Below are 22,026 nucleotides of genomic sequence, written 5' to 3'. Positions count from 1 at the left end.
CTGCGGCGGCCTCCCGGAGTGGATGCCCTCTTTCTACCGCAGATCAGCGGCTTGGGGCGGAAATCTTCACCTCTTGCCGCAAGTCGCCGCTGGCCCGGTCGAAGATCAGGATGCGGTCGTCGGTGGTGACGATGGCATACCAGTCGCCGCCCTGGGTCACCGCCTGCGCCTTGACGCCGGCGGGCAGGGTGATCTCGGCCGGCAGTGGCGCGCTGCTGCGCATCATCTGCGGCATCCGGGTGACAATGACCGCCACCACGACTATGACACCGACGATCATCGTGAGCGTCAGCGTTATCACGAGTCCCTTGAGAAACCTGAGGCTGGGCGGAAGCCCATCCGGTGCCGGAGCCTGATCCATGGCGAATCCCTTCAGCCCCGAGACGGGCATCCTGCTGGTGACGATCGGGGAGAACCCTCCCGACCGTCTAGATAAGGCGCTTGCCCGCGAGGTGCCAGAGGAAGCCGCGCTGTCACGCTCGCGGCTGATGAAGCTGATCGCCGAGGGCGCCGTGGCGCTGGACGGGGTGGCGGTGACCGATCCCAAGACGAAGGTGGCCGAGGGCCAGGTCTTTGCCGTGACGCTGGGCGAGGCGGCGGAGACCGACACGCTGGCCGAGGACATCCCGCTGAGCGTGGTCTGGGAGGATGACGACCTGATCGTCATCGACAAGCCGGTGGGCATGGTGGTGCATCCGGCGCCGGGCTCCTACACCGGCACGCTGGTGAACGCGCTCTTGCACCATTGCGGCGACACGCTGTCGGGCGTGGGCGGCGAGAAGCGGCCGGGGATCGTGCACCGGATCGACAAGGACACCTCGGGCCTTCTGGTGGTGGCGAAATCGGACCGCGCGCACCATGGCCTCGCGGCGCAGTTCGAGGCGCATACCGTGACGCGGCACTACATCGCGCTGGTGCATGGCCGCCCCGACGCCGCCGACCCGCGGCTGCGCGGCATCAAGGGGGTGAGCTTCGAAAGCGCCGGAATCGTCAAGATCGCGACGCAGCTGGCCCGGCACAAGACCGACCGGCAGCGGCAGGCTGTGCTGTTCCATGGTGGCCGGCACGCGGTGACCCGGGTGCGCATCCTCGAGGACTTCGGTCAGCCGCCGGTGGCCTCGCTGGTGGAATGCTGGCTCGAGACCGGGCGGACGCATCAGATCCGGGTGCATATGGCCCATGCCGGGCACGGGCTGATCGGCGACCAGACCTATGGCGGCAAGCGCAAGGTGGCGGCGAAGGCCGCCGGCGCCGCGGCGGCCGAGGCGGCGCTGAGCTTCCCGCGGCAGGCGCTTCATGCCGCCTCGCTGGGATTCGAGCACCCGGTGACCGGCGAGGAGCTGATGTTCGAGGCTCCGCTGCCGCCCGATATGCAGGCTCTGTTGGATGTCTTGCGCGCGGCACAACCCCACGTTTAGTTACAATCGCGTGAGTTTACGCAACAATGCTGGCTTGGCGACGGTTCAATGAACATCTGGCGTTAAACTGCCAGTGTTAGCGCAAAAGCGTGGCACGGGCGGCAGAAACGAGGGTTTCCGGCGGGTCTTGCCGCAAGGATGCCGTAAGGGGGTCATGAATGAGTACCTATGCCAATCTTCCCGCACCGAGTCCCGAACAGGGGCTGAACCGCTACATGCAGGAGATCCGCAAGTTTCCCCTGCTGGAGCCGGAAGAGGAATACATGCTGGCGAAACGCTGGGTGGACCATCAGGACACCGAAGCGGCGCATCGCATGGTGACCTCGCACCTGCGGCTCGCCGCCAAGATCGCCATGGGCTATCGCGGCTACGGGCTGCCGCAGGCCGAGGTGATCTCGGAGGCGAATGTCGGGCTGATGCAGGCGGTGAAACGGTTCGACCCTGAGAAAGGCTTCCGGCTGGCGACCTACGCGATGTGGTGGATCCGCGCCTCGATCCAGGAATACATCCTGCGGTCCTGGAGCCTGGTGAAGCTGGGCACGACCTCGGCGCAGAAGAAACTGTTCTTCAACCTGCGCAAGGCCAAGGCCAAGGTCGGCGCGCTGGAGGAGGGTGATCTGCGGCCCGAGAATGTCGCGCGGATCGCCACCGATCTGAACGTGACCGAGACCGAGGTGATCGACATGAACCGGCGGCTGTCGGGCGGGGATGCCTCGCTCAACGCCACGGTGGGGTCGGATGGCGACGGCTCGACCCAGTGGCAGGACTGGCTCGAGGATGACAACAGCGATCAGGCCAACGACTATGCCGAGAAGGACGAGCTTGAGGCCCGGCGCGAGCTGCTGGCGCAGGCGATGTCGGTGCTGAACGAGCGCGAGAAGGACATCTTGGTGCAGCGCCGTCTGGCCGAGGAGCCGGTGACGCTGGAGCAGCTGTCGGACGGCTATGGCGTCAGCCGGGAGCGCATCCGCCAGATCGAGGTGCGCGCCTTCGAGAAGCTGCAGAACAAGATGCGCGAGCTGGCGCGCGGCAAGGGCATGTCGATCCCGGCGTGACCTTGGCGCGCCGGTCCGAAGCCACCCTCCGGGGCGGCTTTTTCATGGGGTGACGACGGCGGGGCTGCGGGGTAGCCTCGGCGCCAAATCAGGAGATCCGCATGACAGATCCGGTCCGCTGGGGCGTGCTCGGCGCCGCCAATTTCGCGCGTCACTTCATGGCCCCGGCCATCCACGAGGCGCTGGGCGCCGAACTCGTGGCGCTCGCCACCTCCGACCCCGCGAAGGCCGAGCCGTTCCGCGCCTTTGCCCCCGGCCTGCGGCTGCACGACAGCTACGAGGCGCTGCTGGCCGATCCGGCGGTGGAGGCGGTCTATATCCCGCTGCCGAACCATCTGCATGTGGAGTGGACGCTGAAGGCGCTGGCGGCGGGCAAGCATGTGCTGACCGAAAAGCCGATCGCGCTGCATGCCGATGAGATCGACCGGATCATCGCGGCGCGCGACGCCTCGGGGCTGCTGGCGGCGGAAGCCTTCATGATCCTGCACCACCCGCAATGGCAGCGGGCGCGCGAACTGGTGCGCGGGGGCGCCATCGGGCCGGTGCGCCATGTCGATGCGGTCTTCTCCTATGACAACCGCGACGGCGCCAATATCCGCAACCGGCCCGAGACCGGCGGCGGCGGCATCCGCGATATCGGCGTCTACACCTATGGCTCGGTGCGCTATGTCACCGGGGCTGAGCCGGAGGCGCTGGAGGCGCGGCTGATCCGCGAGAATGGCGTCGACACCTGGGCGCAGGTGACGGGGGTGATGGCGGGCGAGGGGCAGCGCTTCACCTATTCGGCGCTGACCTCGATGCGGCTGTTCCCGCGGCAGGAGGTGGTGTTCCAGGGCGATCTGGGGCTGATCCGCCTGACCGCGCCGTTCAACGCTGCCGTGTTCGGCGAGGCGCAGGTGGAGCTGCACCGCCCCGGCCTGAGCGTGACCGTGGAGCGTTTCCCGGCAGCGCGGCACTACAAGCTGCAGGTCGAAGCCTTCTGCCGGTCGGTCCGCGAGGGCGTCGCCTATCCGGTGCCGCTGGAGTTCAGCCGCGGCACGCAGGTGATGATCGACCGGATCTTTGCGGTGGCGACCGACATCAGCCTGTGAGGCGCGGGGAGACGTGAGTCCCCCTTGCCGGCTTGTGAGGCGCGGGGGTATGTCTCCTTGCATGCCCCCTCGATACGCCGCCGCCGCTGGAGTTCAGCCGTGGGAGGCAGAGACGATTTACCGGGCCTTCGCCATGGTAGCCAACATCAGCCTGTGAAGCGTGGGGGCGCGAGTCCCCTATGCCCGTCCGCTCAATGCGTCTCCCCCGCCGTCGGGATGCGCTCCATCGTGCCGTCGAGCGTCATCAGGAAGCCGCGCAGCCGCAGCTCCGGGAAGCGCTCATGCGCCGCTTGGGTCAGCTGGTCCATGACGGCGGCATGGGCCTGCATCTCCTTCTGCGGCGTGGCGATCGCTTCCTCGCCCAGGGCCAGCTTGGCCGCGCCGCAGTCGCTGTGGTCGATCACCAGGATCTCGTGCACCGAATGCAGCTTCACCGCCAGCCCGACATGGTCCCAGAACACCGGGTGCCAGGCGGCGAATTGCGGATGCACCGCGCCCAGCGCGCCGCCGGCCAGGATCACATGGTCATAGGAATTGCGGTACTGCATCTGGTTCAGCATGATCGCCAGATCGTCGATCAGCCGGTAATCCATGCAGGACAGAAGGATGGCGTCGGCCTTGCCCCCGGCCTGCGCCGGCAGGGCCAGCGCGGCCCCCATCGCCGCAAGCCCCGCCAAGACCCCCCGCCGATCCGGCCCCTTGTGGGGGCAGGTTGATAGCTGACACATCGCACACCTCGCCAGAAGAGAATGCCTCCTGCTTAGGGCGAAATGTCCAAGAATCCCTTAACGGCTGCGGGCGGAAAGGGGCGCGGTCGGCTCCCGCTTCCGCAGCTTGGCGGAGCTCCATATCCGGTTGGCACTGCCGGGGGGATCGGAGTGTCGTTCCCCCTTTCCGGGAGCCAGGCGCCGTTCCGCAAGGGTGGGGTGAAACCCCACCCTACGTTTTCGACCGTGGGCGACCGCCCCGTTTTGCCTGCCTGGCTTGCGCCCGCTCAGTCCTCCATCGCCTCCAGCTCGTCGATGAAGCCCGCGATCATGCTCAGGCCCTTGTCCCAGAAGGTCGGGTCGCTGGCGTCGAGCCCGAAGGGGGCCAGCAGCTCCTTGTGGTGCTTGGAGCCGCCGGCGGAGAGCATGTCGAAATACTTCTCCTGGAAGCCCGGCGTGCCCTCGGCGTAGACGGCGTAGAGCGCGTTCACCAGCCCGTCGCCGAAGGCATAGGCATAGACGTAGAAGGGCGAGTGGACGAAATGCGGGATATAGGCCCAGAAGGTCTCGTAGCCCTCCATGAAGTCGAAGGCGTCGCCCAGGCTTTCGGCCTGGATGCTCATCCAGAGCGCGTTGATGTCGTCCGGCGTCAGCTCGCCCTCGGCGCGGGCGGCATGCAGCTTGCATTCGAAATCGTAAAAGGCGATCTGGCGCACGACCGTGTTGATCATGTCCTCGACCTTGCCAGCGAGCAGGGTCTTGCGCTCGGCCTTGGTCTGGGCCGCGTCGAGCAGGCGGCGGAAGGTCAGCATCTCGCCGAAGACGCTTGCCGTCTCGGCCAGGGTGAGCGGGGTGGAGCTGAGCAGTTCCCCCTGACCGGCGGCCAGCACCTGATGCACGCCGTGACCCAGTTCATGCGCCAGGGTCATCACGTCGCGCGGTTTGCCGAGGTAGTTGAGCATGACGTAAGGATGCACGGTCGAGACGGTCGGATGGGCGAAGGCGCCTGGAGCCTTGCCCGGCTTCACCCCGGCGTCGATCCAGCCCTTGTCGAAGAAGGGCTGGGCGATCTCGGCCATCTTCGGCGCGAAGGCGGCATAGGCGCCCATCACGGTGTCCCGGGCCTCGTCCCAGCCGACGACCTTGGGCGCGTCGAGCGGCAGCGGCGCGTTGCGGTCCCAGACCTGCAGGCGGTCGAGCCCCATCCATTTCGCCTTCAGCCGGTAGTAGCGGTGCGAGAGCTTGGGATAGGCCGCGACCACGGCGTTGCGCAGCGCCTCGACCACCTCGGGCTCGACATGGTTCGCGAGGTGCCGCCCGGTCTGCGGGGTCGGCATCTTGCGCCAGCGGTCGTGCACCTCCTTCTCCTTGGCCAGCGTGTTGTGCACCCGGGAGAAGAGCTTGATGTGCTTGTCGAAGACCGCCGCCAGCGCCCGCGCCGCCGCCTCGCGCTTGGCGCGGTCGGGGTCGGTCAAAAGGTTCAGCGTCGCCTCGAGGTTCAGCGGCTCCTCCTCGCCCGGCAGCTCGAAGGTGAGCCCCGCCATGGTCTCGTCGAAGAGCCGGTTCCAGGCCGCGGCGCCGACGACCGACTGGTCGTGCAGGAATTTCTCCAGCTCGTCCGACAGCTGATAGGGCCGCATCGCCCGCATCCGGTCGAAGACCGGCTTGTAGCGGGCGAGATCGGCATTGGCCGCCAGCAGCCCGTCGAGGTGGCTTTCCTCCAGCCGGTTGAATTCGAGGCTGAAGAAGACGAGCGGCGTGGTGAAATCGGTCACCTTGTCCTGCTTGTCGGCCATGAACTTGGCGCGCTCGCTGTCCATGGTGTTCTGGTAGTAGCGCAGCCCCGCGTAGGACATCAGCCGCCCGGCGACGATGTCGATCTCCTCGTAGCGCAGGATGCAGGCCAAGAGCGCGTCGGCGTCGAGCGTCGCCAGCTTGCCCTCGTAATCGGCGGCGAAATCGGCGCAGGCTGTCTTCAGCCACTCCATGTCGCGCGCCACTTCCGGCGCGTCGGGGGCCGCGTAGAGGTCGGAGAGATCCCATTCTGGCAGGGAGCCGAACCCGCCGCTCGCGGCGTTGGCGTCGAAGACCGGGCGGGGAAGCGGCAGGGTCATGGGAAATCCTTTCGTGGTTTCACCTGATGTAGGCCGTGGCGGGGCGTGACTTCAACCCAGGCCCCTTCATCTTGGTCTAAATATCCCGGGGGTGCGGGGGCTGGCCCCCGCTCGCGGCCAGAAGCGCGCGCAGGTTGTCGATCGTGTCGATCTCGGCCACCGGCTTGTCCTGCCGCCAGCGCAGCATGCGCGGGAAGCGCAGGGCGATGCCGGACTTGTGGCGCGGGCTGGCCTGGATGCCCTCGAAGGCCAGCTCGAACACCAGTTCCGGCGGCACGCGGCGCACCGGGCCGAAGCGTTCCAGCGTGTGCTTCTTCACCCAGTCGGTGATCTTGCGGAATTCGGCGTCGGTGAGCCCGGAATAGGCCTTGGTGAAGGGCACCAGCTGGTCGCCGTCCCAGATGCCGAAGGTGAAATCGGTAAAGAGCGTGGCGCGGCGGCCGGAGCCGGATTGGGCGTAGAGCATCACCGCATCGACCGTGTAGGGATCGAGCTTCCATTTCCACCAGTCGCCGCGCTTGCGCCCGACGTGATAGGAGGAGGACAGGCGTTTCAGCATCAGCCCTTCGGAGTTCCGCTCGCGCGCGGTCAGGCGCTGCTCGGCCAGTGCCTCCCAACTGTCGAAGCTCAGGGCGGGCGAGGCAGAGAGCGGCAGGCCGGGAGGCAGGGCGCCGATGATCGCCTCGAGCCTTGCGCGGCGATGGGCGAGGGGGGCGCTGCGCAGGTCTTCGCCTGCGTCTTCCAGCAGGTCGTAGGCCAGCAGATGCGCCGGGGCCTCGGTCAGCAGCTTCTTCGGCACGACCAGCCGCCCGATGCGCTTTTGCAGCGCGGCGAAGGGCAGGGGTGTGTCCTGCCCCCAGGCCAGCACCTCGGCGTCGATCACCGTGCCCTGCGGCAGGAAGTCGGCCAGCGGCGCAAGTTCGGGGAAGCGGTCGGTGATCAGTTCCTCGCCGCGCGACCAGAGGGCGAAGGCCGAGGGTCTGTTGATCAACTGGCCGCGGATGCCGTCCCATTTCCACTCCGCAAGCCAGTCGGCGGGGGCGCCCAGCGTTTCGGCCTCGGCCTCCAGCGGCGAGGCGAGGGCGAAGGGGTAGGGTTTCGACGCATCGGCCTCGGGGTCGTTCTCGCCGATCAGCGCGGCATAGGTGGTGGAGCTCGGTTTCCAGTCGCCCATCAGCCGATGCGCCAGCGTGGTTTCCTCGATCCCCGTGGCGCGGGCGAGGGCGCGGGTCATCAGGCCCTGGCTCACGCCCATGCGGAAGCCGCCGGTGATGAGCTTGTTGAAGAGGAAGCGTTCCTCGGTGGTCAGCTGGTCCCAGGCGGCGAAGATGGCGGACTTTCGCGCCTCAGCGGGCTGGCCGGTGAGGGCGATCAGCGTGCCGATCCATGTGGCGAGGCTGCGGTCGCTCTCGTGCTGCGGCGGCGGCAGGATCAGCGTGATGGTTTCCGACAGGTCGCCGACCACCGGATAGGCCTCCTCGAACAGCCAGAGCGGCAGGCCCGCCGCCTCGGACGCCCATTCGCGCAGTTCGGTGGAGTTCACCGCGCGCTTGGGGCGGCGGCCCGAGAGCAGCGCGATGGTCCAGAGCCGGTCTTCCTCGGGGGCGGTGGTGAAATATTCGGTCAGCGCCGCGACTTTGGCGGTGGTCTTGGTGGTCCGGTCGAGGGCCTCGAACAGGCTGGCGAAGCGTTTCATTCGACGAGCGGCTCCGGCTCGGCGGCTTCCTCGCCCTCGTATTCGGTCTCGACGATGCCCGCGTCGTAGCCCTGGCTTTCCAGCCAGCGGCGGAAGACCGAGGTGTAGCCATGGGTGACGAAGACCCGCTCGGCCCCGGTGGCGCGGATCGCCTCGTTCAGCCCGTCCCAGTCGGCGTGGTCGGACATGACGAAGCCGCGGGCGAGGCCGCGTCGGCGGCGCACCCCGCGCAGCGCCATCCAGCCCGAGGCGAAAGCCTCGGCGGCGGGGCCGAAGCGGTTCGCCCAGGGGGTGCCGAGGGCGGAGGGCGGTGCGATGACGAGCGCGCCGGGATGGCCCTTGGCGTCGAAGCTCGGTGTGACATGGGTGGTGGGGGGCAGGGCGATGCCCTGGTTGCGCATCACGACGGTGGTGGCTTCCACCGCGCCATGGGTCAGGATCGGGCCGATGGACGGGTCGACCGCCGCCATGATGCGCTGCGCCTTGCCCAGCGAATAGGCGCCGATCACCGAGGTCCGGCCCTCGGCGGCATTCGCGGCCCACCAATGGTTCAGATCGGCGGCGATCTGGGCCTGCGGGGTCCAGCGGAACACCGGCAGGCCGAAGGTGCACTCGCTGATGAAGGCGTGGCAGGCGACCGGCTCGAAAGGTTCGGAAAGCCCGTCCTCCGCCACCTTGTAATCGCCCGAGACCACCCAGACCTCGCCCGCCTCTTCCACCCGGATCTGCGCCGAGCCCGGCACATGGCCCGCCGGATGGAACGAGACGGTGACCCCGCCGATCGTCCGCCGCTCGCCATAGGCGATGGTGCGCAGGTCGATCTCGCCCAGCCGGTGCCGGATCACGGGTGCGGCGGCCTCGGTCGAGAGGTAGCGGCGGTGGCCCCAGCGGGCGTGGTCGGAATGGCCGTGGGTGATGAGCGCCCGATCCACCGGACGCCACGGGTCGATGTGGAAGTCGCCGGAGGGGCAGTAGATGCCGCGATCGGTGAAGGTCAGGACGGGGGAACGGCTCATTCACCGAGAATAGTGCGCGGGCCGCCGCCTGCCACCGGCATTTTGCGCCTAATAATCGGGCAGCGGCGACAGCCGCGATCAGCAAAGCGACACTCGGCCCTTCCCCCGCCGAAAGCCGGCTGATTAACTGGCGGGAAGCTCCGGCAAGGGGCGCGGGGGGGAAAGGCGTAACGTGACGACCTATTTCAATGAAATGTATGATTCCGGCAAAGTCCGCCCGCCCTATGCGCGGCTCGAGGACTGGACCCGCTCGATGCCCGCGGAATTGCGCGAAATGAAGCAGGCTGAGGCCGAGGCGCTGTTCCGCCGCATCGGCATCACCTTCGCCGTCTATGGCGAGGGCGGCGACCCGGACCGGCTGATCCCCTTCGACATGTTCCCCCGCGTGTTCACCTCGGGTGAATGGGCGCGGCTGGAACGCGGCATCAAGCAGCGGGCGCGGGCGCTGAACGCCTTTCTGGTCGATGTCTATGGCCGGGGCGAGATCGTGCGGGCCGGGCGCATCCCCGGGCGGCTGGTCTACCGCAACGCGGCCTACGAGAAGGCGGTGGTGGGCTTCGTGCCGTCGAAAGGCGTCTACTCCCATGTCGTCGGCATCGATCTGGTGCGGACCGGGGCCGACGAGTTCTTCGTGCTGGAAGACAACTGCCGCACCCCCTCCGGCGTCAGCTACATGCTGGAGAACCGCGAGATCATGATGCGGATGTTCCCCGACCTGTTCCGCGGCAACCGGATCGAGCCGGTGGACAGCTATCCCGAAAAGCTGCGCCGCACCTTGGCCTCGGTCGCGCCGACCAAATGCGAGCGCGACCCGACCATCGTCATCCTGACGCCGGGCCATTTCAACTCGGCCTATTACGAGCACAGCTTCCTCGCCGACCTGATGGGGGTGGAACTGGTGGAGGGCGCCGACCTCTTCGTCGAGGGCGAGTATGTCTTCATGCGCACTACCGAGGGGCCGAAACGGGTCGACGTGATCTATCGCCGGGTGGATGACGACTACATCGACCCCCTCTGCTTCCGCCCCGACTCCATGCTGGGCATCCCCGGGCTGATGGATGTCTACCGCTCCGGCGGGGTGTCGATCTGCTCGGCGCCGGGGGCGGGGGTGGCCGACGACAAGGCGGTCTACACCTATGTGCCGGAAATGATCCGCTTCTATCTGGGCGAGGAGCCGCTGTTGAAGAACGTGCCGACCTGGCAATGCAGCAAGACCGACGACTGCAAGTATGTGCTGGAGAACCTGCACGAGCTGGTGGTGAAGGAAGTGCACGGCTCGGGCGGCTACGGCATGCTGGTCGGCCCGAAATCCACCAAGGCCGAGATCGAGGCCTATCGCGCCCGGGTCGAGGCCGATCCCGGCAATTACATCGCCCAGCCGACGCTGGCGCTCTCGACCACGCCGACCTTCGTCGACGAGGGCATCGCCCCGCGCCATGTCGACCTCAGGCCCTATTGCCTCGTCGGCGAGCGGGTGGAGCTGGTGCCGGGAGGCTTGACCCGGGTGGCCCTGACCGAGGGCTCGCTGGTGGTGAACTCGTCGCAGGGCGGGGGCGTGAAAGACACCTGGGTGCTGGCGGAGTGATGCGATGCTGAGCCGGACCGCCGACAACCTCTACTGGATCGCCCGCTACATGGAACGGGCCGAGACCATGGCCCGCCTCCTGGAAGTAGGCTCGCGCATCTCGCTGCTGCCCACCGCGCATGGCTATCGCAACGAGTGGGACAGCCTCTTGCAGGCCTCGGGCACCGCCTTCGGCTTTCACCAGAAATATGCCGAAGCCGAGCAATGCGACATCGAGAGCTATCTGTTCTTCGATCTCGACAACCCGTCCTCCGTCGCCACCTGCATCAGCCGGGCGCGGGAGAATGCGCGGATCGTGCGCACCGCGCTGACCGCACAGGTCTGGGACGCGCTGAACACCGCCTTCCAGGAGCTGCGCGTCCTCGCCAAGCAGCCCCGGCACCAGCTGGAGCTGTCGCGGCTCACCGACTGGACGATGCGCCACGCCGCCATGGTGCGCGGCGCCATCGACGCGACGCTCCTGCGCAACGACGGCTGGGATTTCCTGAACCTCGGCTATTATCTCGAACGCTCGGACAACACCGCGCGGCTGATGGACGTGAAATATTACGTGCTGCTGCCGCGGGTGGAATTCGTGGGCTCCGGCCTCGACAACTACCAGTGGACCACGCTGCTGCGCGCCATGTCGGCGCATCGGGCCTTCCACTGGGCCTATGGCGGCGAGGTGACGGCGCGCAAGATCGCCGATTTCCTGATCCTCAACCGGCAATGCCCGCGCTCGCTCATCACCTGCGCCGAGGGCATCACCAGCCATCTGGCGCGGCTGGAGCGCAACTACGGCAAGAACACCCGGGCGCAAGAGATGGCGCTGGCGCTGGAGGCGGGGCTCGCGGCGCTGAGCGTCGAAGAGATCATCGAGGAGGGGCTGCACGAGTTCCTCACCCGTTTCATCGGCGACATCGCCTCGCTGGGCGGCGTCGTGTTCGAGACCTATCTGAGCGGAGATGTGCGATGATCCTGACGGTCGATCATGTGACGCTCTACCGCTACGACCGCCCGGTGCGCGGGCTGGTGCAGAGCCATCGGCTGATGCCCTCGACCTGCACCGGGCAGCGGGTGCTGAACTGGGCGGTGACGGTGACCGACGGGTTGGCCGGCGGCGCCTTCCGTGACGGGGCGGGCGACTGGATCCAGGGCTGGTCGGTGCCCGGCCCGGTCTCAGAGGTGGCGGTGACGGTGCGCGGCACGGTGGAGACCACCGACCAGGCCGGGGTGCTGCGCGGCCACCGCGAGCTGACCCCGCCCGACTGCTACCTGCAGAGCACGCCCTCCACCCGCAGCGACCTGGCGCTGGCCGAGCTGGCGGCGACCGTCGCCGGGCATGACGACGTGCTCGACGCCGCGCACCGGCTGTCGGGGCTGGTGTCGGAGGCCATCGTCTACACCCCAGGCGCCACCGCGGCCACCACCACCGCCTCCGAGGCCCTGGCGTTGGGCAAGGGCGTCTGCCAGGACCATTCGCATGCGCTCCTCGCCGTCGCGCGGCAAGCGGGCCTGCCGGCGCGCTACGTCTCCGGCTACCTGCTGGTCGAGGGCGACGGCGCGGCCGAGGGGCAGGAGGCGGCGCATGCCTGGGCCGAGATCTGGGTGCGCGGGCTGGGATGGGTCGGATTTGATCCAGCCAACCGCTGCTGCCCGGATGACCGCTACATACGGTTGGGATCGGGACTCGACGCACAGGATGCGGCGCCGATCCGCGGCACGGCAAGGGGCACGGGTTTCGAAAAACTGGATGTGACGGTTGCGGTCCAAGCGGTGCAGCAATAGGGTCGCGTCAAATCACCGATCGGAACGACTCATGACCTACTGTGTGGGGCTCCTCCTGAACGACGGCGCGGTGCTGCTGTCGGACACCCGCACCAATGCGGGCTTCGACAACATCGCGATCTATCGCAAGATGTTCATCTTCGAGGAACCGGGCGAGCGCGTCATCACCATCCTGACCGCGGGCAGCCTGTCGGTGACCCAGACCACCATCGCCCGGCTGCGCGACGCGATGAACCATCCCGACGCCGACGAGGACAGCTCGATCATGAAAGCGCCGACCATGCTGAAGGCGGCCGAGATCATCGGCAACATGCTCGCCAAGGTCCGCGCCGACATCGACGACAAGCTGTCGGCGATGCGGCAGGGTGCCTCGGCCAGCCTGATCGTCGCCGGGCAGCGCAAGGGCGGCGAGATGCGGATGTTCCTCATCTATCCCGAGGGCAATTTCATCGAGGCGACCGAGGACACGCCCTTCCTGCAGATCGGCGAGCACAAATACGGCAAGCCGATCCTCGACCGGGTGGTGAACATGGACACGACGTTGGCCGATGCGCAGAAGGCGGTGCTGCTGTCGATGGATTCGACGCTGCGCTCCAACCTTTCGGTCGGCATGCCGCTCGACATGGCGGTGATCGAGCGCGACGCCTGCCGCGTCACCCTGCGCCGCCGGATCGAGGCGGGCGACGAAGGCTTCCGCGCGATGAGCGAGGGCTGGTCGCAGGCGCTGCGCGACGGCTTCAGCCAGATCAAGATCTAGCGGTTCGCCCCGAACAGGGCGGTCGCACTGTCGATAAAACCGCGGCGGATCGCCGGGGTCTCCATCAGGATCTCATGCTCGGCTCCCTGCACCACCGAGAGGGTTCCGCCGGGCCAGTCGGCCATCCGGCTGTGGATCGCCGCCGGGTCGACCACCCGCTCGGCCGAGCCGACGGCGCAGAAGGCGGGCAGGGCGGGTGACCGCCGCGCCGCCAGCGTCCGGCATTCCACCAGCGCCGCATGCAGCCAGCCGAGGCTCGGCCCCGCCAGCCCCAGTTCCGGCACGGCGGCGACCTGCGCCTTCATCCAGCCGAACATTTCCGGATCGGTGGTCAGCACGTTCCCTTCGAAGCCCGCGTCGGTCATGTAGCTGAAACGCGAGGTGCCGGGGGCATAGCGGTGCGACTGCTGGAACAGCCGCGACATCGCCGCAAGCTGCTGGGCGACGATGCGGGTCGCGGGCTTCAGCCGCAGCCCCCACATCGGCGCGCAGAAGGCCGCCGCCCGCACCTCCAGCCCGCGGTGCAGCGCCCGCAGCGCGATGCAGCCGCCCATCGAGTGCGACATGAGGTACAGGGGTTGCGGCAGACCGGCCGAGGCCACCAGCCCCAGCATCGCCTGGATGTCGAGCTGGTATTCGGCGAAATCGCCGACATGGCCGGTCAGCGGGTCGGCCAGCGCCCGGTCCGACAGGCCCTGGCCGCGCCAGTCGATCGCCACGCTGGCATAGCCGCGCGCCGCAAGATCGGCGGCGGCGCGGCCGTATTTCTCGACATATTCGGTGCGGCCGGGAAACAGCAGCACCGTGCCGCGGTCGCCCTGCGGCCAGACCGCTGCCCGCAGCCGCACGCCGTCGAGGCTCTGCACCCAGCGGGCGAAGCCGCCGGGCGGGCCCTCGGCCAGCGGGTGGAGCGGCGCCTCGCTCAACTCAGCGCCGCGCCGACCTTCATCGCCATCGGGATCGACCCGTCGACCGCCAGCTTGCCCGACATATAGGCCATGGTCGGGTTCATCTCGCCGTCGAGGATGGCGCGGAACACGTCGGCGGTGGCGGTCATCGTCACATCGGCCTCGCCGTCGCCGGCGCGCACCCCGGTCTCGTCCATGAGGATCGAACCCTCATCCTCGATGATGAATTTCGCCGTGCCGTCGAAGGTGGTCACCTTCTGCGACAGTTGCGCCACGGCGGCTTCGATCACTTTGCTCATGCGGGTCTCTCTGTTGCTGCTGACGCGGAGGCTTCCGCGCTGTCATTTTCGTGAGCCGAGGCGGCTGGCAATCCGCCGCGGTCAGGTTACATTCGAAGTATGAAAGCGCACCGGCTGTTTCACAATCGTATCGTAGCGGCAGCGCTGCCGATTTTGCTCGCCTGCGCGCCGCTCGGCCTCCATGCCGCACCGCTGGACGACCTCTTTGCCCGGTTGCAGACCGCCGAGGGCCGCGAGGCCAGCCGAATCGAGCGGGAGATCTGGGCGGAATGGTCGAAATCCGGCTCGGCCTCGGCGGACCTCCTGCTGCAACGCGGGCGCGACGCCATGGAGGCGGGCGACGGGCGGACCGCGGTCGAGCATTTCACCGCGCTGGTCGATCACGCCCCCGACTTCGCCGAAGGCTGGAACGCCCGCGCCACCGCCTATTTCTCGCTGGGCCAATACGGCCCCTCGATCAGCGACATCGCCCGGGTGCTGACGCTGAACCCGCGCCACTTCGGCGCGATGGCCGGGCTCGGCGCGATGATGGAGGAACTCGACCGGCCCGAGAAGGCGCTTGAGGCCTATCGCGCGGCGCTTGCTATACATCCGCACCTCGACGGGGTAGAGCAGGCGGTGGAACGACTGGAAGCCAAGGCGGCCGGGCAGGAACTCTAGGGCAGGCACTGATGCGCGCGACCGCAAGGGTCACGGCGGTCCTCGGGCCGACCAATACCGGCAAGACTCATTACGCCATCGAGCGGATGCTCGGTCACCGCACCGGGGTCATCGGCTTCCCGCTGCGCCTTCTGGCGCGCGAGGTCTACGACAAGATCGTCGCCCTGCGCGGCCCCTCGGTGGTGGCGCTGGTCACCGGCGAAGAGCGGATCGTGCCGGACCGCACGCAATACTGGGTCTGCACGGTCGAGGCGATGCCGCAGGAGATCGGCGCCGATTTCGTCGCGGTCGACGAGATCCAGCTCTGCGGCGACCCCGAGCGCGGCCATGTCTTCACCGACCGGCTGCTCCGCGCCCGCGGGCTGGTCGAGACCATGTTCCTCGGCTCCGACGTCATGCGCCCCGCCATCGCCTCGCTGGTGCCGCATGTCACCTTCCTCAGGCGCGAGCGTTTCTCCACCCTCAGCTGGTCCGGATCGAAGAAGATCAGCCGGATGCCGCCGCGCTCGGCCATCGTCGGCTTCTCGGTCGACAACGTCTATGCCATCGCCGAGCTGATCCGCCGCCAGAAGGGCGGCTGCGCCGTGGTGATGGGGGCGCTGAGCCCGCGCACCCGCAACGCGCAGGTGGCGCTCTACCAGAACGGCGACGTGGACTATCTGGTGGCGACCGACGCCATCGGCATGGGGCTGAACCTCGACATCGACCATGTCGCCTTCTCCGCCACCTCGAAATTCGACGGCCGGCGGATGCGGCCGCTGTTCCCGCACGAACTCGGCCAGATCGCAGGCCGCGCCGGGCGGCACATGGACAACGGCACCTTCGGCGTCACCGGCGAGGCCCGCCCGCTTGACGACGGCGTGGTCGACGCCATCGAGAACCACCGCTTCGCCCCGATCCAGAAGCTGCAATGGCGCAACGAGGCACTGGAATTCGGCAGCGTCGAGCGGCTGGTGGCCAGTCTCGAGGCGCCGACCGCCAACGAATGGCTGACCCGGTCGCGCGAGGCCGACGATCTTCAGGCGCTGAAGGTGCTTTCGGAACAACCCGAGGTGAAGGATCGTTTGACAGGTCCGCAGTCGGTGAAACTGCTGTGGGACGTGTGCCGCATCCCCGACTTCCGGGGCAAGTCCGGCGTCGAGCATACGACGCTGTTGTCGCGGATTTTCGATTTCCTCCAGAGCGGAATGGTGCCCAACGATTGGCTCGCCCGAACCATCGCCCGGATCGACCGCGTCGATGGCGACATTGACGCGCTGTCGAAACGGCTGGCCTATATCCGGACCTGGACCTATGTGGCGCAGAGACGCGGATGGGTCGAAGACGAAAGTCATTGGCGCGACGAAACGCGCGCTGTAGAAGACCGCCTGTCGGATGCGCTCCACGCGCAGCTGACTCAGCGATTTGTCGATCGGCGCACGTCCGTGCTGATGCGCCGGTTGAAGCAAAAGGAGAGCCTTGTGGCCGAGGTGAATGACAAGGGTGAAGTGACGGTGGAAGGCGAATTCGTCGGCCGTCTCGAAGGGTTCCGCTTCCGACAGGATGCGTCCAATTCGCCCGACGAGGCGCGCACCCTGCGGCAGGCGGCCGTTCAGGCGCTGCGGCCGGAGTTCCACCTCCGGGCGGACAGGTTCTACAACTCGCCCGATACCGAGATGGATTTCACCGAGCAGGGCGGCCTCATGTGGGGCTCGCAGGCGGTGGGCAAGCTCATTGCCGGCGCCGAGCCGCTGCGTCCGCAGGTCGAGGCCTTCGTCGACGAGGACGCAGGTCCGGATGTCGCCGAGAAGGTGCGCCGCCGCCTGCAGCATTTCATCGACCGCAAGGTCGCGGCGCAGTTCGAGCCGCTGCTGGCGATGAGCCGCGACGAGACGCTGACCGGCCTCGCCCGTGGCTTCGCCTTCCGGCTGGTCGAGGGCCTTGGCCTGCTGCCGCGCGACCTCGTGAACGAGGACGTGAAGGCGCTGGATCAGGACGCCCGTTCGGCCCTGCGCAAGCATGGCGTACGCTTCGGCCAGTTCACCATCTTCCTGCCCTTGCTGCTGAAACCGGCGCCGACCCGGCTGCGGCTGGTGCTCTGGTCGCTGGCCAACGGGCTGCAGGAATTCCCCGAAAGCCCGCCTCCGGGCCTCGTCACCATCCCCAACATCCCCGATGTGCCGAAGCAGCATTACACGCTGGCCGGCTATCACCCGGCGGGGGCGCGGGCGATCCGCATCGACATGCTGGAGCGTCTCGCCGACCTCCTGCGCGCCAAGGACAGCCGCGCCGGCTTCGAGGCCACGCCCGAGATGCTGTCGATCACCGGCATGACCTTGGAGCAGTTCTCCGGCCTGATGGCCGGGCTCGGCTACAAGGCCGAGCCGGGCGAGCGGCCGAAGGTGAAGCCCGAAGCGGCTGCGCCGGCAGCAGCGCCTGCTCCGGCAGCCGAGGCCGCGCCGGAGGCCGTAGAGGCCACGGCTTCCGCTGTCGACAGCGCGTCGGTCGAGGCGCCCGTGACCGAGGAGGCCCCCATCGAGGAGGCCCCCATCGAGTCGGCTGCCGAGCCGGTCGCCGCCGAGCCCGAGTCTCCGGCCGCTCCGGTCGAGATGGAGTCGTTCTACACCTTCACCTGGGCCCCGCGTCCGCGTGGCGGCGAGGGCCGTGGCCCGCGTCGCGGCAATGACCGGGCCCCGCGCGAGGGGCAGGGGGCTCCGCGCGGTGATCGCAGTCCGCGTCACGGTGACGCAGCCAAGCCCGCCGAAGCCGGGGCCGGGGCCGATGCCCCGCGTCCGCCGCGCGAGCCGCGCCCCGACAGGGGTGAGGGCTTCAAGGGCAAGCCGAAGGGCAAGGGCGGCAAGCCGCAGGATCGGGGCGACCGCGGCGGCAAGGACCGCAACGATCGCGGCAACCAGCCCAAGGTCTTCGAATCGCGCCCCGCGCGCAGCGAGAAGATCGACCCGGACAACCCCTTCGCCGTTCTCGCGGCGCTGCGCGACCGGAGCTGAGCCTTCGTGCGGCCAACCTCGCAAGAGGGGCCCGCACGGGCGACGATGCGGCTCGACAAATGGCTGGTGCAGGCCCGGTTCTTCAAGACCCGTGGCCTCGCCTGCGAACTGGTGGAGTCCGGCAGGGTCCGGGTCAACGGCCAGCGCACCGCCAAGCCCGCCTATGCCATCGGCGCCGGCGACGTGCTGACCTTCCCGCAGGGCGGGCGGATCCGGCTGGTGCGCGTCCTCGGCCTCACCATCCGGCGCGGTCCCGCCTCCGAGGCTGCGTCGCTTTATCTCGATCTCGACGCGGTCCAGACGCCGCAAACCGGCGCTTCGCCGCTTGATTGATCCCGGCGGGTGGATTAGCTAACGCCCGAAACCAAGAAAGACAGGTTCCTGCCATGACCTATGTGGTGACCGACAACTGCATCGCCTGCAAATACACCGATTGCGTCGAAGTCTGTCCGGTGGATTGCTTCTACGAAGGCGAGAACATGCTGGTCATCCACCCGGATGAATGCATCGACTGCGGCGTCTGCGAACCGGAATGCCCGGCCGACGCCATCCGCCCGGACACCGAGCCGGACATGGAGGACTGGGTCGAGTTCAACCGGAAATACTCCGAAATGTGGCCGGTCATCGTCACCAAGAAGGACCCGCTGCCCGAAGCCGCCGCTCTCGACGGCCAGCCGGGCAAGCGCGCCACCCATTTCTCCGAAGCCCCCGGCGAGGGCGGCTGAGGCTCAACCCGGGGTGCGACATTTCCGCCGCGCCCTGTGACCTGACGGGACTATTTGCCGGGCTCGCGCGAAAGTGCAATGAATCCAGCCCCGTTGGCGCCCTGCTTCCTGCTGCGCCGCAGTTGGAATCACCTGCTTTTTGTGATATACAGTTGTCATAAACAAGCACGGATGCCTGACACCACTTCAGAGCGCATCGCCTGAGGTGGAATTTCTACCGACATTTTCAGCAAACATCGCCGGGGTTCATGGCCCCGGACGGTGAAATGTCGTGGAACAGGGCCGCATCGAGGAAGCGCACTGAATGACCAAGACCAAGAAGCCAGAGTTTCGTCCGAACGAGTTTGTCGTCTACCCCGCGCATGGCGTGGGGCGGATCATCTCCATCGAGGAGCAGGAGATCGCCGGTCTCCACCTCGAGCTCTTCGTGATCTCCTTCGAGAAGGACAAGATGACGCTTCGGGTCCCCACCCACAAGGCGACCGAGATCGGCATGCGCTCGCTGTCCTCTCCCGACGTGGTGACGAAGGCGCTCGACACGCTGAAGGGCAAGGCGCGGGTGAAGCGGGCGATGTGGTCGCGCCGTGCGCAGGAATATGAACAGAAGATCAACTCGGGCGACCTGATGTCGATCGCCGAGGTGGTGCGCGACCTGCACCGCACCGACGACCAGCGCGAGCAGTCCTATTCCGAGCGTCAGCTCTACGAGGCGGCGCTGGAACGCCTGACTCGCGAAGTCGCCGCCGTCTCCGGCGTGGACGAGGCCGGGGCGCAGAAGACGGTCGACGCCGTCCTGGTCGGCCGCGCCGCCTGATCCCCTCTCGGATCGCAGATCAAGCCGCAGCCCCGCAAGGGCTGCGGCTTTCTCATGCCAGCACCGCCGCAGCCGCCGCCAGCGCCGCCACCTCGGCCAACTGCTGCGAGGCGCCGAGGATGTCGCCGGTCTGCCCGCCGATCTTGGCCTGCGCCACCCGCGCCACCCCGAAGGCGAAGACCCCCGCCAGCGCGATCATCGCCATGCCGGCCCCGCCGCCCAGCAGCAGCGCGATCCCGATCCCCAGCGTTGCCGCCACGGCGGCCGTGCGCCGGCTCGGCACCCCCACCGCCTTCGACAGCCCGCCGCCACGGGCGTTCTCCATCCCGACCATCATCAGCACCATCGGCACGCGCGACAGCGCCCCCGCGGCCAGCAGCGCCGGCCAGGCCCCCGCCGCCAGCAGCGCCGCCAGCGCCGACCAGCGGGCCAGCCCGACCACCAGCAGCGCCATCACCCCGTAGCTGCCGATGCTGCTGTCCTTCATGATCTCCAGCCGCCGCGGCTTGTCCCAGCCGCCCCAGAGCCCGTCGGCGGTGTCGGCCAGCCCGTCCTCGTGCATCGCCCCGGTGGCCATCGCCTGCGCCCCCAGCGCCAGCGCCGCCGCCGCCCCGGCGGGCAGGCCGAGCCAGAGCGCCAGCCCCCCGGCCAGCGCCCCCACCGCGCCGATCACCACCCCGACCAGCGGGAAGGCCCAGGCGGCCTCCGCCCCGCGCGGCGCGGCGCGGCCCTGCGGCATCGGCAGCCGGCTCAGCAATCCCATCGCCGACCGCAGGTCGTTCGCCGCCTGCGCCAACCCCTCCTGCGACAGCCTGTCCCTCACACTCATGACGCACCTTTCCCCGCTGGCTCTCCACCGGCTTTGTGGTTACCCAAGCCGCAGCTCAGGAGCAATGAAGGAACCGAGATGCAGGCCCCGTTCACCACCCTCACCGGATTTCGCGCCATATTGCAGGCCTTGCCGCAGCCCGACGCCGAGGCCATCGCCGCAGCCGAGGCGCGCAACGCCCAGCTGACCAAGCCCGCCGGCGCGCTCGGCCGGCTGGAGGAGCTGGCGATCTGGTATGCCGGCTGGCGCGGCAACGGCCGGCCGCGGCTGGAGCGGTCGCAGGTGGTGATCTTCGCCGGCAACCACGGCGTCGCGGCGCGTGGCGTCTCGGCCTTCCCGCCCGAGGTGACCACGCAGATGGTCGGCAATTTCAAGGCCGGCGGCGCGGCGATCAACCAGCTGTCGAAGACCTTCGGCGCGGTGATGTCCGTGGTGCCGCTGGAGCTCGACCGCCCGACCGAGGATTTCACCGAAGCCCCGGCGATGACCGAGGAGGAGCTGGTCGCCGCCCTCGCCGCCGGCTGGGAGGCGGTCGACGGCGACACCGATCTGTTCATCACCGGCGAGATGGGCATCGGCAACACCACCTCGGCGGCGGCGGTGGCCTGCGGCCTGTTCGGCGGCAGCGCCGCCGACTGGACCGGGCGCGGCTCGGGCGTCGATGACGGCGGGCTCTCGCTGAAGACCCGCGTGGTCGAGGCCGGGCTCTCGCTGCATGCCGAGGCGCTCTCCGACCCGCTGGAGGTGCTGCGCCGGCTCGGCGGCCGCGAGGTCGCGGCCATGACCGGCGCCATCGCCCGGGCCCGGGTATCGCGCATCCCGGTCATCCTCGACGGCTTCATCTGCTGCGCTTCGGCGGCGGTTCTGCAGGCGCTGGCCCCCGACGCGCTGGACCACGCGGTCGCCGGCCACGCCAGCCGCGAGGGCGCGCACCGGGCGCTGTTGCAGAAGCTGGGCAAGGAGCCGCTGCTGGATCTGGGGCTGCGTCTCGGCGAGGCCAGCGGCGCGGTGCTGGCGCTCTCGGTGCTGAAGGCGGCGATCGACTGCCACTCCGGCATGGCGACCTTCGAGGAGGCCGGCGTTTCGGGCGGCTGATCCTCTGATGGAAGCGGGCGGCCGCGAGGTCGCCCGTTCGGCAACTGTCCTTCCGGCACGGCACCCTTAGAGACGGCCGGAGACTTGGGCGGTTTGTGAGAGAAAGGGCGGCCGCGACGGGGGGTGTCGGGCATCTGCCGCTCTGCGAAGCCAACCTCTGAGGAGGCCAGCTTGCCGTGCGGCTGATCTTCCGATGCGGGGAAGGCGGTCCCGAGTTTGCCAGTCCGATCAACTGTGGGTCGCTCGGTTTGACCGTCTTCGAAGAGGCCGGGGTCTCGGGCGGCTGATCTTGCGAAGTTAAGGAGGGGGCTGCTGAGGAGCCCCTCCGCTCAGCCGCGCGGCATCTGCAGCGCCAGCATCCGGCTGCCCTTGCGGTAGCGCAGCTCGCTGGCGGTGATCGCCGCCACGGTGCCGCCGTCCAGCCGGTCCCCGACCGAGACGCGGCGGTACTTGCCGTTTGACTGCCGCACCAGCGCGTAGCGGTTCGACGAGGTGCCATAGAC

Annotated in this window: 21 protein-coding genes; 13 read left to right on the top strand and 8 right to left on the bottom strand. The window is 68.4% G+C overall.

All coding sequences use genetic code 11. The features are described from left to right. Positions 1–43: 43 nt before the first annotated feature. Positions 44–361: a DUF6476 family protein gene (locus C5F48_RS07115; RefSeq protein WP_107663213.1), complete on the bottom strand. Its 318-nt coding sequence runs from the start codon at positions 359–361 to the stop codon at positions 44–46. Here C5F48_RS07115 and C5F48_RS07110 point away from each other — a divergent pair. The 3 genes from C5F48_RS07110 (at position 360) to C5F48_RS07100 (ending at position 3,564) form a co-directional block, all read left to right on the top strand. Further along, positions 360–1,418, top strand: coding sequence for an RluA family pseudouridine synthase (locus C5F48_RS07110; RefSeq protein ID WP_107663212.1), 1,059 nt, complete (start codon positions 360–362; stop codon positions 1,416–1,418). The two genes, C5F48_RS07115 and C5F48_RS07110, sit on opposite strands and share 2 nt — an antisense overlap. Before the next feature lie 158 nt (positions 1,419–1,576). Further along, positions 1,577–2,473, top strand: a complete 897-nt coding sequence (gene rpoH / locus C5F48_RS07105) for an RNA polymerase sigma factor RpoH (protein ID WP_107663211.1) — start codon at positions 1,577–1,579, stop codon at positions 2,471–2,473. Between the two features lie 101 nt (positions 2,474–2,574). Further along, the gene (locus C5F48_RS07100) at positions 2,575–3,564 is read left to right on the top strand and encodes a Gfo/Idh/MocA family protein (protein WP_107663210.1); all 990 of its coding nucleotides are present in this window, start codon (positions 2,575–2,577) and stop codon (positions 3,562–3,564) included. Positions 3,565–3,755: 191 nt separating this feature from the next. Here the strand turns inward: C5F48_RS07100 and C5F48_RS07095 are convergent, their stop codons facing one another. The 4 genes from C5F48_RS07095 to C5F48_RS07080 form a co-directional block, all read right to left on the bottom strand. Beyond that, entirely contained in the window at positions 3,756–4,241 is a 486-nt protein-coding gene (locus C5F48_RS07095; protein ID WP_146170566.1) for a carbonic anhydrase, read from the bottom strand. A 317-nt stretch (positions 4,242–4,558) separates the two neighbouring features. Continuing rightward, on the bottom strand, positions 4,559–6,385 hold the full coding sequence (locus C5F48_RS07090; protein ID WP_107663208.1) for a M3 family oligoendopeptidase: 1,827 nt from the start codon (positions 6,383–6,385) through the stop codon (positions 4,559–4,561). Between the two features lie 76 nt (positions 6,386–6,461). Beyond that, the gene (locus C5F48_RS07085) at positions 6,462–8,081 is read right to left on the bottom strand and encodes an ATP-dependent DNA ligase (RefSeq protein ID WP_107663207.1); all 1,620 of its coding nucleotides are present in this window, start codon (positions 8,079–8,081) and stop codon (positions 6,462–6,464) included. Beyond that, on the bottom strand, positions 8,078–9,097 hold the full coding sequence (locus C5F48_RS07080) for a ligase-associated DNA damage response exonuclease (RefSeq protein WP_107663206.1): 1,020 nt from the start codon (positions 9,095–9,097) through the stop codon (positions 8,078–8,080). Before C5F48_RS07080 ends, C5F48_RS07085 begins: the two co-directional genes overlap by 4 nt. A gap of 193 nt (positions 9,098–9,290) precedes the next feature. Here C5F48_RS07080 and C5F48_RS07075 point away from each other — a divergent pair, with 193 nt between their 5' ends. Genes C5F48_RS07075 through C5F48_RS07060 form a run of 4 tightly spaced genes read left to right on the top strand, consistent with a single transcriptional unit; the run spans position 9,291 to position 13,206 of the window. After that, a complete protein-coding gene (locus tag C5F48_RS07075) occupies positions 9,291–10,682 on the top strand; it encodes a circularly permuted type 2 ATP-grasp protein (RefSeq protein ID WP_170139677.1) in 1,392 nt (463 codons plus the stop codon). A gap of 4 nt (positions 10,683–10,686) precedes the next feature. Then, complete coding sequence (locus C5F48_RS07070; protein WP_107663204.1) at positions 10,687–11,637, top strand: alpha-E domain-containing protein; 951 nt, start codon at positions 10,687–10,689, stop codon at positions 11,635–11,637. Continuing rightward, positions 11,634–12,449, top strand: a complete 816-nt coding sequence (locus C5F48_RS07065; protein WP_107663203.1) for a transglutaminase family protein — start codon at positions 11,634–11,636, stop codon at positions 12,447–12,449. The genes C5F48_RS07070 and C5F48_RS07065 overlap by 4 nt, the downstream gene beginning before the upstream one ends. 31 nt (positions 12,450–12,480) lie before the next feature. After that, entirely contained in the window at positions 12,481–13,206 is a 726-nt protein-coding gene (locus C5F48_RS07060) for a proteasome-type protease (RefSeq protein WP_107663202.1), read from the top strand. On the opposite strand, the gene C5F48_RS07055 is transcribed toward C5F48_RS07060, so the two are convergent. Beyond that, complete coding sequence (locus C5F48_RS07055) at positions 13,203–14,132, bottom strand: alpha/beta fold hydrolase (protein WP_107663201.1); 930 nt, start codon at positions 14,130–14,132, stop codon at positions 13,203–13,205. The genes C5F48_RS07060 and C5F48_RS07055 overlap by 4 nt on opposite strands. Next, positions 14,129–14,413 (bottom strand): SCP2 sterol-binding domain-containing protein, encoded by a 285-nt coding sequence (locus C5F48_RS07050; RefSeq protein WP_107663200.1) that lies wholly within the window; start codon positions 14,411–14,413, stop codon positions 14,129–14,131. Before C5F48_RS07050 ends, C5F48_RS07055 begins: the two co-directional genes overlap by 4 nt. 99 nt (positions 14,414–14,512) lie before the next feature. Between C5F48_RS07050 and C5F48_RS07045 the strand changes: the two genes are divergently transcribed. From C5F48_RS07045 to C5F48_RS07025, 5 genes are all read left to right on the top strand, one after another. Then, on the top strand, positions 14,513–15,073 hold the full coding sequence (locus C5F48_RS07045) for a tetratricopeptide repeat protein (RefSeq protein WP_107663199.1): 561 nt from the start codon (positions 14,513–14,515) through the stop codon (positions 15,071–15,073). 11 nt (positions 15,074–15,084) lie between these two features. Then, positions 15,085–18,060 (top strand): helicase-related protein, encoded by a 2,976-nt coding sequence (locus C5F48_RS07040; protein ID WP_107663198.1) that lies wholly within the window; start codon positions 15,085–15,087, stop codon positions 18,058–18,060. Positions 18,061–18,105: 45 nt separating this feature from the next. Further along, positions 18,106–18,393 carry an RNA-binding S4 domain-containing protein gene (locus C5F48_RS07035; protein WP_107663197.1) on the top strand — a complete coding sequence of 96 codons (288 nt, stop codon included), beginning with the start codon at positions 18,106–18,108 and terminating at the stop codon, positions 18,391–18,393. 53 nt (positions 18,394–18,446) lie between these two features. Beyond that, positions 18,447–18,785: a ferredoxin FdxA gene (gene fdxA, locus C5F48_RS07030; protein ID WP_107663196.1), complete on the top strand. Its 339-nt coding sequence runs from the start codon at positions 18,447–18,449 to the stop codon at positions 18,783–18,785. 304 nt (positions 18,786–19,089) lie between these two features. Further along, positions 19,090–19,599 carry a CarD family transcriptional regulator gene (locus C5F48_RS07025; protein WP_107663195.1) on the top strand — a complete coding sequence of 170 codons (510 nt, stop codon included), beginning with the start codon at positions 19,090–19,092 and terminating at the stop codon, positions 19,597–19,599. A gap of 52 nt (positions 19,600–19,651) precedes the next feature. Here C5F48_RS07025 and cobS read toward each other — a convergent pair whose 3' ends face one another. Beyond that, positions 19,652–20,422 carry an adenosylcobinamide-GDP ribazoletransferase gene (cobS, locus tag C5F48_RS07020; RefSeq protein ID WP_373454330.1) on the bottom strand — a complete coding sequence of 257 codons (771 nt, stop codon included), beginning with the start codon at positions 20,420–20,422 and terminating at the stop codon, positions 19,652–19,654. A gap of 84 nt (positions 20,423–20,506) precedes the next feature. Here cobS and cobT point away from each other — a divergent pair, with 84 nt between their 5' ends. Next, on the top strand, positions 20,507–21,523 hold the full coding sequence (gene cobT / locus C5F48_RS07015) for a nicotinate-nucleotide--dimethylbenzimidazole phosphoribosyltransferase (RefSeq protein ID WP_107663193.1): 1,017 nt from the start codon (positions 20,507–20,509) through the stop codon (positions 21,521–21,523). The last annotated feature ends 503 nt before the right edge of the window (positions 21,524–22,026 follow it).

It is taken from the genome of Cereibacter changlensis JA139 (genome assembly GCF_003034985.1).
GTDB classification, from domain to species: domain Bacteria; phylum Pseudomonadota; class Alphaproteobacteria; order Rhodobacterales; family Rhodobacteraceae; genus Cereibacter; species Cereibacter changlensis.
Note: the sequence above shows the minus strand (reverse complement) of the source record. Positions and strands in the feature narration are given on the sequence as shown.